Origin of the sequence: Methanosarcina spelaei (genome assembly GCF_002287235.1) — an archaeon.
GTDB lineage: Archaea > Halobacteriota > Methanosarcinia > Methanosarcinales > Methanosarcinaceae > Methanosarcina > Methanosarcina spelaei.
Genome location: NZ_LMVP01000412.1, coordinates 1 through 15,398, shown reverse-complemented (window position 1 = coordinate 15,398; position 15,398 = coordinate 1). Strand labels below are relative to the sequence as shown.

The following is a 15,398-nucleotide window of genomic DNA, read 5'->3' as shown; positions in this document are numbered from 1 at the left end:
TCACTCCATAAATTATAAAAATAAACGTAAAGAAGATTTAAATTATAAAACAATTTTCAGTTTTGCTTTTTTCCGACAACTATGTATACCGGGTTTTCAGGTTTGAACATTGTTTCTCCTGCAATTGGTGCACTTCTCGAAACCGAAATATGAACTACTTCATCAAAAATTCCAAGTTTTTTCATTGTCTCAATTGTCTTGACAACCGTTTCTATTCGGACAGCATTTACAACAATACTTCGAGCTTTTTTCTTAACAAGGATCTCAAGTACGGAATCAATATTTTTTGTTCCGCCGACAAAGGCACAGTCTATGAAATCTGTAAAACTTTCAGAGTTTAGCAGATCCGAGGCCTCTCCAGCTAAAATCCTGGCATTTTCAATATTGAAATTTTTAAAATTTATTTCAGTGGCTTTCAGAGCCTCGTTTCGGGCATCTATTGCATAGATAGTGAGGTTTCGGGCAAGCTTTGCGGCTTCAATCGATACCGATCCCGTACCGCAGCCTACATCTGCAAACCTATCTCCGTCCCGCAGCCCGAGTTTGGAAAGGGACACAGCAATGATTTCAGGTTTTGTCGGACCGCCGCTAACACTTACTATTTCGAACATGTTTACCTCGGGATAAAGTAAAGTAAATATATAAAATGTAAATAAATATATTCCGATATAATCTTTAATTTTATTTAGTAATCTGTTTACTAACTAGGGCTGGAAAATACGCGTTATTCAGAGATAGTTACACTTATATAAACATTTAATCAAATTTATAATTATGTCAGATTTCTAGTTAAATCCTATTTTCTAATCAGCCCGAATATAAATATAACTTGCTGTAGATATACCTTATTATCGACAAGAAGGGCAAGGTAGGAAAGTAAACTTTCATGAAACTGCTTAATAGGAAGGTAAAACTTCTGCAAGAAAACTTTAGACTAATTCTATATTAATTTAAATAGACTTTTCTCAAGAAATATCAGAGAGTTTCGCTGAAGAAAAGAGAAGCAATGTCTCCTGTTCTCTTTGTAAGGTAAAAGCGTAACACAGTACTATGAGCGTAATAAATATATGAATTGAAACAGAAAAATACATTGAGTGTTTTGAAAGAAAGAGATTTTAACTATAACGACATATTATAATTTAAACATCGGCATATAACGTAAGATAAGAGCCTCAAAATATAATGTAAGGTATTGTTTCGGAGAACAGCAACAGGTATTCCCTTAAAAGAATGTTTTTCAAACAAGAAGTTAGAGTTCTTGGTTAAACACAACTAATTTTCTGACCTGTATATCGGAAATATATCTTTTTCACAGGAAACCCTTGCAGTGAAAGCCTGCTCTCTCTTTGCAGAGCCCTGCCGCCTGAAAGAAAGGAGGAAAAGTGATGAAAATTTACGAATCATATGAAGATCTGCCCAAACTAAAGCTGCCTTATGGAAACGATGTATACATAAGTGACAGTACTATTCGTGATGGTTCTCAGATGCCGGGAATCGTCCTGAGCAGAGAACACAAGCTCCAAATATATGAGTATCTCCACGAGATAGGAATTGAAAAGCTCGAGGCCTTTGTATTCAATAAGAGGGATAGAGATGCTGTAGATCTAATGTTTAACATAGGGTATGAGTTTCCCGAAATTACAGGTTGGGCAAGAGCTTCAAGAGCTGATATAGATAAAATTCTTGAGGTTGACGAAATTAAAGAAACCGGGATTCTTATGTCCGTATCGGACACGCATATTTTTTCTAAAATGAAGCTCTCAGGCAGGGCAGAAGCCGAAGAGAAGTATCTGAACGCTCTCCAGTATGCAGTGGATCACGGACTTCGAACACGGGCTCACCTTGAAGATATGACAAGAGCAGATAATTATGGTTTTGTTTTCCCTTTAGTTGAAAAAATTATGGAGATTGATCCCAACTGTATTATTCGGGTCTGCGATACTGTCGGTTACGGGATGCCTTTCGTCAGTATCGATGAGCCTTATGGAATTCCGAAAATCGTGCAACATCTCAAAAAAGAGATCGGGGTAAAGAATATAGAGACCCATATTCATGATGACTACGGATTCGGGTCAGCAAGTTCCATTGCAGGCTTCTGGCATGGAGCCAACTGGACAAGCGTAACTTTCCTGGGTATAGGAGAACGTGCAGGAAATAGTGAAATGGAAAAAATCTTGCTTTTCCTGGAAGATAGAATAGAAGGTTTTAGTAAGTACAACCTTGAACCGGTTACCCGTTTTGCTGCATTCATGGAAAAGGAACTTGGACTTCGAGTTCCGAGAAACAAGGCTGTTGTCGGGAAAAATATTTTTGCCCATGAATCCGGAATACATGCCGCAGGCGTTCTTAAAAATCCTTTTAATTATGAACCCTACCCTCCAGAATTAGTAGGAGGAAAGAGACTCCTGCTTATAGGAGATTCTTCAGGTCTGGAAGTTATTCGTTATAAGGTTCAGGAGACCTTAAACGACCTTCTTGATATTGAAACCATTGTGGAAAAAGATGACCGCAGACTTCTGAAAATTCAGAATGAAATCCAAAAACTCTATGATAATGAAGAAAGGGTTTCATCTATATCGGATGAAGAACTTCTTGCTTATGTCGAAAGATATTTCCTTTACCAGCCTATCTGCAGTCCAGGACGTTCAGGTCGGGGAAAATTGAAAAATAAAGTAAAGGTAGCTAATTCTGAGGAAGAAAAATTGAAGGAGTAAAAGAAGGAATTTCCTTCAGTACCTTTTTATTTGAGAATTTCTGCCGTATATTTCGCAATCTCACCAGCCATCTGACTGAGTTTTGCACTACCTCCGAGATCGTAAGTTACATACTTACCTTCGGAAATTACACGGTTTGTAGCCTTAAATATTGCTTCGGACTTTTCCTTTTCGCCAAGGTAATCAAGCATCCATGCTCCTGCAAGTACGGTTGCCACAGGGTTAACCTTGTCCTGGCCTGCATACTTTGGAGCGGAACCGTGAGCGGGCTCAAACATTGCGAAAGAGTCTCCTATATTGGCAGAGTAAATCAGCCCAATACTGCCTACAAGGGCCGAGCATTCCTCACTGATTACGTCCATAAAGAGGTTTGTAGAAAGAAGGATCTTTTTATTGAATATCTGCGGGTTCTTTATCAGTTGCTGGGCAATGTTGTCTATGTGATAAGGCCAGATTTCGATATCCGGATAATTCTGCCCAACTTTTTCTACTTCTTCTAAGAAAGAGCCACAGGTCAATTTAAGAATATTGCTCTTATGGATAGGTACAACAGCATCATAGCCTCTTCTCTTTGCTTCCTCGAAAGCATAGCTGGCTATCTTTTTGGATGCAGTACGTGTAATTTTACGGATTGCAATTGAAACGTCATCTGTAAGCTGGATTTCCTCTCCAATATAAAGGCCTTCCGTGCCTTCACGCACACAAATCATTTCCACGTCTCCAAGAGGAGCACTTGAGTTGGGGAAGGTCTTGATTGGTCTGACATTTGCATAAAGATTATACTTACTCCTTATAGATACAGCCACACTTCTTGGAGAGCCTATTCCTCCTGGTGTGGTTGTCGGTCCTTTAAAACAGGCATCTGAACTGTCAAGGATTTCCCATGTCTCGTTCGGAATAAGGGAATTGCCTCCATTCTTTTCCCACCAGCTGGCTCCTGCCTCACACATAACAAATTCGACGTCTGTGCCAGCGGCTTCTGTAACTTTAAGCATTGCGTCTACAAGTTCGGGGCCTACCCCGTCGCCTTTGATTACTGCTGCGGTTTTACTCATAATTATCACCAGATCTACAGGGTTCGTATTTAAAGAACCGTAGCGACTGAAAAGCTAAAAAAGGGGAACTTTTCAAAATTCGGTAAGAATAATTAGATCTTCCAGCGTACTCAACGTAAGGCTATATATTTCAAGTTTTGGGTAATTAATAATATGCCGAGCAATATCGCGAAGTTGTATTCCACACATAGACACCTGCGAACATTTTAAAAAATCTAATCAAAATTTTCAGAAAATGCCGTTTCAGATTTGTCCGGAACTTCATACCTTTGAGGAATGAAAATGCCTGCAAAAATACCTATTACCGATAATCATATGCATATCGACTCTAGAGCCAGAGGACTTGAAGCAGTAAAAGACTTCAAAAACTCCGGCGGAACTCATATAATCCTTGTCACCAAACCCAGCTGGTCGTTTGGAATAACGGTCAAAGAACCTGAAGATTATCTTAAAGTTTTTGACGAAACAATAGAGATAGCATCAAAAATCAGGGAGTTGGGAGTTGGAGCTTTTCCCGTATTAGGAGTCCATCCTGCAGAAATCTCAAGGCTTACAGAGTATATGGAATTGCAGAAAGCTACAGAAATCATGAAGAAAGGGCTCGAATTTGCCTCCGAATACGTTGAAAAGGGGCTTGCCGTTGGGATAAAGTCAGGACGCCCTCACTATCCGGTGTCTGCAGAAGTCTGGGCAGCTTCGAATGAGATTATGGAGTATGCTTTTTCCCTGGGAAAAGAACAGGATTGTGCGGTCCAGCTTCATACTGAAAGCGTGGGAGAGCCTGAGCTTCAGGACATAGCAAAGAGAGCAAGAAAAACAGGAATTAAAATGTACAAAGTTGTCAAACACTACTCTCCACCGCTGGTAAAAACCTGTGAGGAACTTGGGCTTTTTCCGGGGGTGATCTCGGTCAAAGGAGCAATAGAACATGCGCTTGAAGAAGGTACCAGGTTCATGATGGAAACGGATTATATTGATGATCCTGACAGACCAGGTGCGGTACTTGGCCCGAAAACAATTCCCAGAAGAACCATAAAGCTGATGGAAATGTATGGGGAAGAGCCTTTCTGGGTCATTCATAAAGAAAACCCTGAAAAAGTATATGAGATTGAAATTGAGCTTTAAAGCCTTTCAGGAAAGAGAAATCAGACAAAAAAGAGACAGGACAGGAAAGATAACACGTATTTATGGAAATAACGACTAAACAAATTTTAAAAAAGAATTTAATATAAGAAGGTTTAAAGTAAAAATATTTTAAACCATAAAAGGCACGTAAATGTAGAGGGTGAAGGAGATTCAAAAAACGCCTTCGAATTAAACCCTCTGTCGTTTCTGGAAGGTGAACGCTGCCAAAAACCAGGCGCTGCTGCCTGAACAGAGCCTGCAGTTGAAATTTACTTTGTCTTATTCTACTTTGAGATTTACTTTGTCTTATTCTACTTTGAGATTTACTTTTTTTCTTTATCTTCTTTGAAATTTACCTTCTTTTCTTTATCCTCTTTGAAATTTACTTTCTTTTTATTTTCACTATATCTCCGAGGGTCATATCTTTCTTCATGTGAGAAACTTCCTGTTCTGATCCCTCCACACGTTCCGTAAGTTTGACATTAAGAGCGTGTTCGAGTTTCTTTCTGACGGAATCCTCTGGCACGATTTCGCTACGTTCTATCTTTTTAATCAGAGATACTTTTTCTTTGATATTTTCAGCCAGGTCTTCCTGAGACCAACCTTTTGCTTCTCTGGCATTCCGGATAATCTGATCATAGTTATCCAGGAGTTCATCTTTCAAAATATCGAAAAAGTTCTTTTTTGGCCTATTTTCGGTTCGTGTTACCGTCCGAACCACCGGAGAGACTTTTCTTGACACGGGAGTTCGCTTATCAACGGGTTTACCGTAAGGAGCGCATTTTTGGCAGACCTGGAGCTCGCTGTTATCAATTGTAATGCATATAGGCTTTCCGCGGATCTCTGCACCACATATTTCGCACTGCATATTGATCACTTCGAAAACGCTATATACGGTATGAACTTAAATATTATTCGGAGCTCCATGACGGAAAGTACCAAAAGTAAGGATGAAAGCATGCGCAGTCACCTTGGTAAGCCCGGACCTGTGTATGACGGAATCGAGCCTGGAGAGCTGGGGGAAGTAACTGAAAGCGTCCAGGACAGAATGAGGCAACTTGAAAGCCGAAACAGTTATCTGGAAGAGCAGTGCAGCCAGATCGAATCCGAAAAGCGTTATCTGGAAAACCAAAAAATAAAGTACGAACGAGAGATCCGAAAGCTGCAGTCTGAACTCGATCGGATGAAGACCTCTCCGCTCATCATTGGTACGGTCATTGACGTAATTAAGAACGATAGGATAATTGTCCGAAGTAGCAACGGACCTCAATTTCTGGTTAATGTCTCACAATATATCGATGAGAAAAAACTGTTGCCAGGGGCAAAGGTTGCCCTGAACCAACATACGCTTGCCATTGCCGAGGTTATTCCTTCTACGGAAGAACCTTTTGTTGCTGCAATGGAAGTCCTTGAAAGCGTAGAAGTGGACTATGACCAGATCGGCGGTCTCGATGAGCAAATCCAGGAACTTCAGGAAGCTGTCGAACTTCCTCTCATTGAGCCGGAACGATTTGCCCGGATAGGTATCGAGCCTCCTAAGGGAGTTCTTCTTTATGGACTTCCGGGAACAGGCAAAACTCTGCTTGCGAAAGCTGTAGCTCACAGAACCAATGCAACCTTTATTAGAGTTGTAGGCTCTGAGCTCGTGCAAAAATACATTGGGGACGGTTCCAAACTCGTAAGAGAAATCTTCGAAATGGCCAGGAAAAAGTCCCCAAGTATTATTTTCATTGATGAGCTGGACTCAATTGCTGCAAGGCGTTTGAATGAAACGACTGGGGCAGACCGTGAGGTTCAGAGGACGCTTATGCAGTTGCTAGCAGAGATGGACGGCTTTGACAAAAGAAAAAATATCAGGATTATTGCAGCAACAAACCGTCCTGATGTCCTTGACCCGGCAATTCTCAGGCCAGGCCGCTTTGACAGGCTTGTCCATGTCCCTATGCCCGGAGTAGAGGCAAGAGGAAAGATTCTTAAAATCCACTGTGAGAAAATGACTCTTGCAGGAGATATTGACTTTCAGAGACTTGCAAAAGCTACCGAAGGAATGAGCGGAGCGGATCTGAAGGCAATCGCCACTGAAGCAGGTATGTTTGCGGTCAGGAAAGACAAAGAACTGATTGAGATGGAAGATTTCCTCGAAGCAGTGGATAAAGTCTCTATGGCTGCAGATACGCAGAAAATGATGCCTGCCGTCAGTCTCCCTGAAACCATGTTCGTGTAAAAAAGTTTCCGGTAAACCGAATAAAAGCCATCTGAGGGCTCATTTTTATCTTGGTTTATTTTTACTTTAGCCTGAGATAAAGAGGTTTTACCGGAAAATTGAAAATTTCCTGGAAAAGTCTTTTATTAGAAGGCACATAATGGAAACCGACAAACTATTTTTGTAATCCATACATAGAAGTACCTGTGAATTCAGATTTTCATATCAAGCCCGAAATTCGAATTTTAGGTATAGATGATTCTGCGCTTTTCAATGAAAAAGTGATGATAGTCGGGGCTGTTTTTCGGGGAGGAAATTGGATTGACGGAGTCCTTCGGTCAGAAATCACAAAGGATGGGCTTGATGCTACTGAAGTTATCTGTAGAATGATAAAAAAGAGTAAACATTACGGCCAGATAAGAACGGTTATTCTCGATGGAATCACTTATGGAGGCTTTAATGTTGTCGATATACAGATGCTTTACAGGGAAACCGGAATTCCCGTAGTTGTAGTTATGCGTTCCTATCCGGATTTCGAAAAAATAAAATCCGCTCTCAAATATTTCTCAGATGGAGCGGAACGATGGACGATTATAAAACGAGCCGGGAAAGTAGAAAGAATATCAGGAGAAAAGAGTCCTATTTATATTCAGAGAGCAGGCATAGGTATAGAGACTGTTAAAAAAATTATTCAGCTTACATCAATAAGAAGCAATATTCCTGAACCATTGAGGGTTGCTCACATGATTGCAACAGGTATTATCTTGGGAGAGTCCAGAGGAAAAGCATAATTGCTTTTAATAAAAGAGAAAGGTAAAAATACAGGAAAGCTTCAGAAAAATAAAATAAGTAATAAAAATTATACAATTTACCAAAAAAATTAAAGAATATTCGGACTTATAGTGAATAACACCAGATCCTAATATCCATGGGAAGAAAAACCTGAGGTTAAGCAAGAAAGTATAAGAATTCGATGAAATCATTAAACAAATACACTATAAGTTTAAAGACTTGAACAGGAAAACTATTAAATTGGAAACTGTATATGTGATGGTTAAAATACACATGTTCCTTCTAAAAACACATTTATTCTTTAATATCAGTCATTAAAATCACTCTATAGGATGGAGGAAAACAGTAGTATGAGATCCATTGTGGAAGAAGCCCTTGCTCGATCTGCCCAGGAAGGACGTGCCGGGCAAAGAGAGTATTCAAATTTAGATTACTCTAACGTAGTAGACTCAGATGTTGATGCCGAACTAGAAGAGATTCTCAGAAGCCTTAAAACAACGATCAAAGTGATAGGGTGCGGCGGCGGCGGTTCAAACAGCATCCAGCGCATGATGGGCGAAGGAATACAGGGAGCTGACCTTGTTGCCTTGAATACCGATGCCCAGCACCTTCTTCATATACGCTCCGGCAAAAAGATTCTTATCGGAAAAAAGAAAACCCGTGGACTTGGAGCCGGTAGCCTCCCCCAGATTGGAGAAGATGCTGCAATCGAAAGTATTGATGAAATTAACAATGTTGTAGAAGGCTCTGACATGGTCTTTATTACCGCAGGGCTTGGAGGAGGAACCGGCACAGGATCAGCACCTGTAGTAGCTGAGGCTGCCAGAGATGCAGGAGCCCTTACGATTGCAGTCGTCACCCTGCCATTCAGTGTGGAAGGTCATGTACGCAGAACCAATGCTGAAGCCGGTCTTGAACGCCTTAGAGATGTCGCAGACACGGTAATAGTGGTTCCCAACGATAAGCTGATCGAAGTAGTTCCGAGGCTCCCGCTTCAGGCTGCCTTCAAAGTCTCAGACGAAGTTCTTATGAGAGCCGTAAAGGGTATAACCGAACTGATCACAAAGCCTGGACTCGTAAACCTTGATTTTGCAGATATTAGAACTGTTATGCAGAACGGGGGCGTTGCAATGATAGGGCTTGGGGAATCCGACGGGGAAAACAAAGCTGTAGAATCAGTACAGAAAGCTCTACGTAGTCCGCTTCTTGACGTCGACATATCAGGTGCAACTTCTGCTCTTGTTAATGTGGTTGGAGGCCCTGACATGACAATTTCGGAAGCTGAATCTGTGGTTCAGGAAGTTTATAGTCGGATAGACGCAAATGCCCGCCTGATTTGGGGTGCACAGGTTGACCCTGATCTCGAGCAGACCGTGCGTACTATGATCGTGGTTACTGGAGTAACATCCGCCCAGATTTACGGTCATGGAAACGACAAAGATATTACCTTTAAATATGGAATTGATTTTGTAGAGTGATCATACAGAGACAAAAGGGACTAAAATCTTCGGTTGGAGAAAAATACTGTTTTCCTCTCTTTAAAATAAAAATAAGGGATAGGAATAAAAACCAATCGAAAACTATTTTTATGGTAAATGCCGTATGGTGCCGATACAATTCGGTATCAAAAAATAAATATTTTTACTGGTGCGGTTAAAACTTTGGAATATAATACAAGCCCAGCATCGAAATCTTTTGACATTTTAAAAGTCGTGTCAGTGATATCTTCATATAATAGGAATTAATAATATAAACCGCCCGTTCCTTCCTCAATATAAATCCGGAAATTCCATATTTAGGAAAAGTGAATTTCGGGAATGGAAAACCCATAGGAAGAACTCTAGGCAAAAATTAAAGAAAGATAAATCGAATAAAGAAAACCTGGATGTGAATTGATGGTAGAATCCACGTTTGAACCGAAGATAACTATAGAAAGCGTTGGTCAGGTAATCCGGGCACACCTGAGAGTCCTGAAACTTACTAGAAAACCGTCCAGGGAAGAGTTCTTGACCATTGCCAAAGTTGCAGGTGTTGGCATTCTGGCTGTGGGAGCAATGGGATTTATAGTATACGTACTGTTGACAATGTTGCCCCAGTGGGTGGCCAAATGAGTGAGGATTCACAGATATTTGTAATCAAAACCACGGCAAACCAAGAAAGGTCGGTTGCAACAGCCCTTGCCAGGATTTCGAAAAAGGAGAAGCTGGATATAAGGGCAATTCTAGCTCCTGATGAGCTAAAAGGATATGTTCTGGTCGAGGCTCCTAAACCCGGAATTGTAGAACTGGCAATTCAGACTATTCCTCATGCAAGGGCTCTTGTGAAAGGGAGCTCGTCAATTGCTGAAATTGAGCATTTCCTTAAACCCAAACCAACAGTAACAGGGATCAAGGAAGGGGCTATAATTGAGGTCACTTCAGGACCCTTTAAAGGCGAGAAAGCCCGGGTCAAAAGAGTTGATGAAGGGCATGAGGAAATTACTGTGGAACTGTTCGATGCTGTGGTTCCGATTCCCATCACGATTCGTGGCGATACTGTAAGAATACTTAAGAAAGAGAATGAGTGAAGTCACATCAAGATGGAAAATACCGAAAATTCCAGCTTATTAATTAAGTTCGCCAGTACTCAAAGTGGATCTAAGTGGATCTACAAACATTATACTTATTAAAATCGGTGAGACTCAGATGACAAGTATTGTTGAAGCACTTGTCCCCGGAGGAAAAGCAAATCCTGGACCACCTTTAGGTCCGGCACTTGGTCCTCTTGGGGTCAACATAAAAGAAGTGGTCGAAAAGATCAATGAGAAAACCAGGGACTATAACGGTATGCAGGTTCCTGTAAAAGTAATTGTTGACGACAAGAAAAATGTCGAGATCGAAGTGGGCACTCCACCTACCGCATCCCTAATTATGAAAGAGATAGGGATTCAAAAAGGGTCAGGAAATGCAGGAAGCGAAGTTGTTGGAAACCTCAACATTTCGCAGGTTGCAAAGATTGCCCGTATGAAGAAAGAAGATGTACTTTCTTATGATCTCAAGGCAACAATGAAAGAGGTAATGGGTACCTGTGTCCCTATGGGCGTGACCGTAGAGGGAGTTAAGGCTAAAGACAGCCAAAAGGCACTCGATCAGGGCAAGTTCGATGATGTGCTTGCCGGTGAGGAGTGGTAAACCTTTCCATCCTCTTTACTATTTAATCCTTTAATCTGGAATTTTGTCCATTACCAATAGTTTTAAATTAGATAGCACTAATAGCTCAAGAATCTTGTACATCGTTGCAATAAATAAAAAAGACAGTTATTAGTGGCTTATTGTTAAGAATAACAGGATATTCGGATTAATGAGAAAGCCCCAAAACCAACCGTAGTAAGCCGAAAAGGCTGCTTGGACATGTAAGTTCAAACACTACGGGGAGGAACAAGATGGCAGAAAAAAGTATACTGGAAGCTGTCAAGAAACTGCTTGAAGAATCGCCAAAACGCAACTTCTCTGAAAGCGTAGACTTGGCGATTAATTTAAAGAATCTTGACATGAACCAACCGAAGAACAGAGTTGATGAAGAAATAATTCTTCCTCACGGGCTCGGAAAAGAACTGAAGATCGGCGTTTTTGCAAAAGGTGATGTGGGCCTCAGAGCAAAAGCTGCCGGTGCTGCGTATGTTATTTCTGATGTTGAGCTCGACGAACTGGCGGCTGATAAAAACCGAGCCAGGACTCTTGCAAATGAATGTGACCTTTTTATCGCAGAAACTCAGTTTATGCCGATAATTGGTAAGAACCTGGGTATTGTTCTCGGACCCAGAGGGAAAATGCCTATTCCGCTTTTACCTAACAAAGACATAGGCGAACTTATCCAGAGTAAACAAAATGCGGTCAGACTGAGGTCAAAAGACAAGCTCACGTTCCATGTGCCTGTTGGCCGAAGGAATATGAATCCCGATGACCTTGCCGAAAACATTGAGACTATAGTGTCCAGGCTGGAACGCGTACTGGACAAAGGCAAGCACAACCTGAGAACAGTCTATGTCACGACAACTATGGGAAAATCCGAAAGGGTGGTGTAAATGGCAGAGGAGAAACATCACACGGAGCACGTCCCAGAGTGGAAAAAGAATGAGATCGAAAATATAATAGAGCTCATTCAGTCCCATAAGGTTTTCGGGATGGTCGGAATCGAAGGTATTCTTGCGGCCAAGATCCAGAAAATTCGCAGGGACCTTAAAGATGTTGCAGTGCTCAAGGTTTCAAGGAACACCCTTACTGAGCGGGCTTTAAACCAGCTCGGAGAAAGCATTCCCGAGATGAATAAATACCTTGACAAGCAGACTGCTCTGGTATTTACTAATGAAAGTCCCTTCAAACTTTACAAAGTGCTAGAACAGACAAAAACTCCTTCTCCTATTAAAGGAGGCGCAATAGCTCCTGAGGACATTATTGTTCAGAAAGGACCTACCAGTTTTCCACCTGGTCCGATTCTGGGAGAACTCCAGAGTGCAGGAATTCCAGCTTCAATAGACGCAGGAAAAGTTGCAGTAAAGGAAACTAAGGTTGTCTGTAAAGCAGGTGAGGCAGTCCCGCAGAAGCTCGCAACCATGCTGGCAAAGCTGGAGATATACCCTCTCATTGTAGGGCTGGACTTAAGAGCCGCCTATGATAATGGGACGATTTACGAGCCGGAACTCCTTGCAATTGATGAAAGCCAGTACTTCTCTGACATTACCAGAGCAGCTCAGAATGCTTTCAACCTCGCTGTCAACACTGCATACCCGACAAGCGCAACAATCGGCACCCTGCTGGCAAAAGCCTTTGCAGAGTCAAAGAACCTTGGTGTCAATGCTGTCGTGTTTGATTCAGGAGTCATGGACACCTTACTGGCAAAAGCTCATGTCCAGATGACATCCGTTGCATCCAAAGCCGCAGACAAAGATGCAAATGCTGTGGATGACCAACTGAGGGAAGTTCTCGGAGCAGCTGCGAGCGCAGCAGCCGCAGCAGCCAACGTACCCGAGAAGAAAGAAGAAGTAAAGGAAGAAAAGGAAGAAGAGAAAGAAGAGGAAGAAGACCGCTCCGAAGAAGATGGAATGGCTGGTCTCGGTGCTCTTTTCGGATAAATAAATTAAGATAATTAAAATTAGGTGATTAACAATGGAATATATATATGCAGCTCTCTTATTGCACAACGCTGGTAAAGCAATTACCGAAGACGCAATCACTGCCGTTCTCCAGGCAGCAGGTATCGAAGTTAACGACGCTAGAGTAAAGGCCCTTGTCGCAGCCCTTGAAGGCGTGGACATAGAAGAAGCAATTGCAAAGGCCGCATTTGCCGCTCCAGCAGCCGCAGCCGCTCCAGCAGCCGCAGCCGCTCCAGCAGCAGAAGCTCCTGCTGAAGAAGAGAAAGAAGAGGAAGAAGACCACGCCGAAGAAGACGGAATGGCCGGCCTCGGTGCTCTCTTCGGATAAACGCAAATAAAACTTTGATACCTACAGCTCGCCCTACGGCGAGCATTCTTTTTTTCAATAGAATCTTTTACAGTAGTTTTAATAACGTAGAATTAGCTGATTTTACTGTCGAATTATATCACTTATTAAAATTCTTATTTTCCAAAATATTTACCTTTTCTAAAAATATTTATCTTTTCTACTTGATTCTCTTCACTACAGTATAATATCCCTTTTATTTGACTTAAAAACAGAATATGGTGAGACTAAAAGAATGATAGGGTTATTGAGAGAAGGTGCCAAAACTCATTACCAAAACTCATTTTTAGTCTGAACAATTAAAAATTATTAGGTTGTTTTCTGTAATATTCTGTAATAAATAGACTGGTTTTCCAAAATCCAGTATCTAAAGAAGCAAATAAGAAGTTACTTAGGTATATTCAGGATAAGCTGGGATTTTGAAACTGACTCATTATTTTTAGCTGTGGCTGAATTAAACTTATCAGTAGAAAATAATTTATAATCTTAAAGCTAACTGTTTAAAGTATATGTAAATTTTACATATACTTTAAAAGATTTTCGAAATCAGTGATTTAAAAATTGTGAATCTTGACCAAATAAGGCTATCTGGAAGTATGGATAGGCCGATGGGGCCATCAGGGGGGAAGTAACCTCCAGCTTACAGTACACGTGCAAGGCCTCCAGAATGTGCACAACTGGCGACTGAGAGTTGTAGATAGTGCAGCAGGAGACGAAGGATCAATAACCGAATTCTATGACCTGATAGGGTGAACAATTTTCACCCGATTTTTATATTTTATGGCGATGATGACTCAGTACCAAAATCCAGTGATGAATGTAAAATTCAAAATCACTGGATTTTGTAAGTGGTCACAATCCGTTTGATACGACATTGGGGTTGAAGTCTTTAGATATCGAATATTGATCTTGATGAAAACCGGATTCTTCTTTCGAATTCAGATTTTCAATCAAGAAATACAAAAATCACTGGATTTTGGAACAGAATCCGATGAGACTCAGTTCCAAAATCTAGTGATGAAAGTAAGTGTAACATCACTACATAAAGTTATAATTCTCTAATTATGTAATGATGTTACGGCAAAAACAATGGTAATTATAAATCTTACTCTTAATAACTTATCGGAACTCCCTGCTCTCTCATACCTTTTTGATAGTTATAGCAATGATTACGAATATACCACAAGAGGAATTTTTCGTAGAAAAATTCCTCCAGCCTGCCCTATTTGCAGTGCTCCTATGGTTCATAACGGCTATAATCTATACATCAAAAAAGGTCTTGGAAAAATCAGCATTGGTCGATACAAATGCCAAAATTGTGGTAGTACAGACGAAGAAGATCATAGTTTTTGGGAAGGTCTGAAAACTTTACTTTTTGATTCATTTAATAATTTTTTCCAGGTGCTCAGATACCATAAAGTTTCTTATGATGGAATTTCTGATATAATGAGCTTCATATTTCCAAGATCAAGAAGCACTATTTTTAGAACATTCAACAAAGAAATGGAACAGGAAAATGTTCCAATTTTAGAAAATGTACATATGGTGCACTATGACGAACAGCATCCAAAAGAGGGACGTTGTCAGAAATACCGTTTAACATTACTGGATGCAAAAACTCAAAGAACAATAGCAGATGAACTTTTTGAGGATAAAAGTTCAGAAACCATCAAAACGTTTCTACGAAAAAATCTAGATACATCAGAACCTGTGTTTATTGTTACGGATTTTGATAAGAGATACCCAGATATTTTAAAGGAAGTTTTTGGGGATAAGTTAGTGCATCAATACTGTTTGATGCACTTAAACAAGCTTATAGTTAGCGATTTTCCGAAGAAAACAACAATTGAACAGGAACTATTAAAATACAGGTTATTGAATATATTTTACAATCGTGAAAATGAGATTAAATTCCTGGAAAAAATTCTATCTGAAGAACTTAACGTAATTATGAATGAAGAAAAGCATCAAGAATGGAGTATAAAGGCAAAAAAGGAATTTAACCGATTTAGATATAAATTGAAGCTAGAAA

At 40.6% G+C, this 15,398-nt stretch carries 15 protein-coding genes; 12 read left to right on the top strand and 3 right to left on the bottom strand.

Features of this window, described 5'->3' with window-relative positions:
- Positions 1–56: 56 nt before the first annotated feature.
- Entirely contained in the window at positions 57–611 is a 555-nt protein-coding gene (gene cbiT / locus ASJ81_RS15480) for a precorrin-6Y C5,15-methyltransferase (decarboxylating) subunit CbiT (RefSeq protein ID WP_048109355.1), read from the bottom strand.
- Between the two features lie 774 nt (positions 612–1,385).
- Here cbiT and ASJ81_RS15475 point away from each other — a divergent pair.
- The gene (locus ASJ81_RS15475) at positions 1,386–2,714 is read left to right on the top strand and encodes a homocitrate synthase/isopropylmalate synthase family protein (protein WP_095645158.1); all 1,329 of its coding nucleotides are present in this window, start codon (positions 1,386–1,388) and stop codon (positions 2,712–2,714) included.
- Between the two features lie 26 nt (positions 2,715–2,740).
- On the opposite strand, the gene ASJ81_RS15470 is transcribed toward ASJ81_RS15475, so the two are convergent.
- The gene (locus ASJ81_RS15470; RefSeq protein WP_095645157.1) at positions 2,741–3,769 is read right to left on the bottom strand and encodes an isocitrate/isopropylmalate dehydrogenase family protein; all 1,029 of its coding nucleotides are present in this window, start codon (positions 3,767–3,769) and stop codon (positions 2,741–2,743) included.
- Between the two features lie 282 nt (positions 3,770–4,051).
- Here ASJ81_RS15470 and ASJ81_RS15465 point away from each other — a divergent pair, with 282 nt between their 5' ends.
- The gene (locus tag ASJ81_RS15465) at positions 4,052–4,894 is read left to right on the top strand and encodes a TatD family hydrolase (protein WP_095645156.1); all 843 of its coding nucleotides are present in this window, start codon (positions 4,052–4,054) and stop codon (positions 4,892–4,894) included.
- Between the two features lie 382 nt (positions 4,895–5,276).
- Here ASJ81_RS15465 and ASJ81_RS15460 read toward each other — a convergent pair whose 3' ends face one another.
- Complete coding sequence (locus tag ASJ81_RS15460; RefSeq protein WP_095645155.1) at positions 5,277–5,762, bottom strand: multiprotein bridging factor aMBF1; 486 nt, start codon at positions 5,760–5,762, stop codon at positions 5,277–5,279.
- Between the two features lie 57 nt (positions 5,763–5,819).
- On the opposite strand from ASJ81_RS15460, the gene ASJ81_RS15455 reads away from it, so the two are divergent.
- The 10 genes from ASJ81_RS15455 to ASJ81_RS15410 form a co-directional block, all read left to right on the top strand.
- Positions 5,820–7,118: a proteasome-activating nucleotidase gene (locus ASJ81_RS15455; RefSeq protein ID WP_048109349.1), complete on the top strand. Its 1,299-nt coding sequence runs from the start codon at positions 5,820–5,822 to the stop codon at positions 7,116–7,118.
- Positions 7,119–7,303: 185 nt separating this feature from the next.
- Positions 7,304–7,888 carry an endonuclease dU gene (locus ASJ81_RS15450; RefSeq protein WP_095645154.1) on the top strand — a complete coding sequence of 195 codons (585 nt, stop codon included), beginning with the start codon at positions 7,304–7,306 and terminating at the stop codon, positions 7,886–7,888.
- Positions 7,889–8,239: 351 nt separating this feature from the next.
- Positions 8,240–9,367 carry a cell division protein FtsZ gene (ftsZ, locus tag ASJ81_RS15445; RefSeq protein WP_095645153.1) on the top strand — a complete coding sequence of 376 codons (1,128 nt, stop codon included), beginning with the start codon at positions 8,240–8,242 and terminating at the stop codon, positions 9,365–9,367.
- A 417-nt stretch (positions 9,368–9,784) separates the two neighbouring features.
- A complete protein-coding gene (locus ASJ81_RS15440) occupies positions 9,785–10,000 on the top strand; it encodes a protein translocase SEC61 complex subunit gamma (protein WP_095645152.1) in 216 nt (71 codons plus the stop codon).
- Positions 9,997–10,455 carry a transcription elongation factor Spt5 gene (locus tag ASJ81_RS15435; RefSeq protein ID WP_095645151.1) on the top strand — a complete coding sequence of 153 codons (459 nt, stop codon included), beginning with the start codon at positions 9,997–9,999 and terminating at the stop codon, positions 10,453–10,455. The genes ASJ81_RS15440 and ASJ81_RS15435 overlap by 4 nt, the downstream gene beginning before the upstream one ends.
- Before the next feature lie 118 nt (positions 10,456–10,573).
- On the top strand, positions 10,574–11,059 hold the full coding sequence (locus ASJ81_RS15430; RefSeq protein WP_095645150.1) for a 50S ribosomal protein L11: 486 nt from the start codon (positions 10,574–10,576) through the stop codon (positions 11,057–11,059).
- Positions 11,060–11,310: 251 nt separating this feature from the next.
- Positions 11,311–11,952 carry a 50S ribosomal protein L1 gene (locus tag ASJ81_RS15425; protein WP_095645149.1) on the top strand — a complete coding sequence of 214 codons (642 nt, stop codon included), beginning with the start codon at positions 11,311–11,313 and terminating at the stop codon, positions 11,950–11,952.
- Complete coding sequence (locus ASJ81_RS15420) at positions 11,953–12,999, top strand: 50S ribosomal protein L10 (RefSeq protein ID WP_095645148.1); 1,047 nt, start codon at positions 11,953–11,955, stop codon at positions 12,997–12,999.
- A 34-nt stretch (positions 13,000–13,033) separates the two neighbouring features.
- Positions 13,034–13,348 (top strand): 50S ribosomal protein P1, encoded by a 315-nt coding sequence (gene rpl12p, locus ASJ81_RS15415; RefSeq protein ID WP_095645147.1) that lies wholly within the window; start codon positions 13,034–13,036, stop codon positions 13,346–13,348.
- Positions 13,349–14,455: 1,107 nt separating this feature from the next.
- A partial coding sequence (locus tag ASJ81_RS15410) for an ISNCY family transposase (protein ID WP_095642727.1) occupies positions 14,456–15,398 on the top strand: 943 nt, incomplete at its 3' end.

Excerpts from the sequence above, each read along its gene's own strand:
- cbiT (WP_048109355.1), bottom strand. The coding sequence starts at position 611 with ATGTTCGAAATAGTAAGTGTTAGCGGCGGTCCGACAAAACCTGAAATC.
- ASJ81_RS15475 (WP_095645158.1), top strand. The coding sequence starts at position 1,386 with ATGAAAATTTACGAATCATATGAAGATCTGCCCAAACTAAAGCTGCCT.
- ASJ81_RS15470 (WP_095645157.1), bottom strand. The coding sequence starts at position 3,769 with ATGAGTAAAACCGCAGCAGTAATCAAAGGCGACGGGGTAGGCCCCGAA.
- ASJ81_RS15465 (WP_095645156.1), top strand. The coding sequence starts at position 4,052 with ATGCCTGCAAAAATACCTATTACCGATAATCATATGCATATCGACTCT.
- ASJ81_RS15460 (WP_095645155.1), bottom strand. The coding sequence starts at position 5,762 with ATGCAGTGCGAAATATGTGGTGCAGAGATCCGCGGAAAGCCTATATGC.
- ASJ81_RS15455 (WP_048109349.1), top strand. The coding sequence starts at position 5,820 with ATGACGGAAAGTACCAAAAGTAAGGATGAAAGCATGCGCAGTCACCTT.
- ftsZ (WP_095645153.1), top strand. The coding sequence starts at position 8,240 with ATGAGATCCATTGTGGAAGAAGCCCTTGCTCGATCTGCCCAGGAAGGA.
- ASJ81_RS15440 (WP_095645152.1), top strand. The coding sequence starts at position 9,785 with ATGGTAGAATCCACGTTTGAACCGAAGATAACTATAGAAAGCGTTGGT.
- ASJ81_RS15435 (WP_095645151.1), top strand. The coding sequence starts at position 9,997 with ATGAGTGAGGATTCACAGATATTTGTAATCAAAACCACGGCAAACCAA.
- ASJ81_RS15430 (WP_095645150.1), top strand. The coding sequence starts at position 10,574 with ATGACAAGTATTGTTGAAGCACTTGTCCCCGGAGGAAAAGCAAATCCT.
- ASJ81_RS15425 (WP_095645149.1), top strand. The coding sequence starts at position 11,311 with ATGGCAGAAAAAAGTATACTGGAAGCTGTCAAGAAACTGCTTGAAGAA.
- ASJ81_RS15420 (WP_095645148.1), top strand. The coding sequence starts at position 11,953 with ATGGCAGAGGAGAAACATCACACGGAGCACGTCCCAGAGTGGAAAAAG.
- rpl12p (WP_095645147.1), top strand. The coding sequence starts at position 13,034 with ATGGAATATATATATGCAGCTCTCTTATTGCACAACGCTGGTAAAGCA.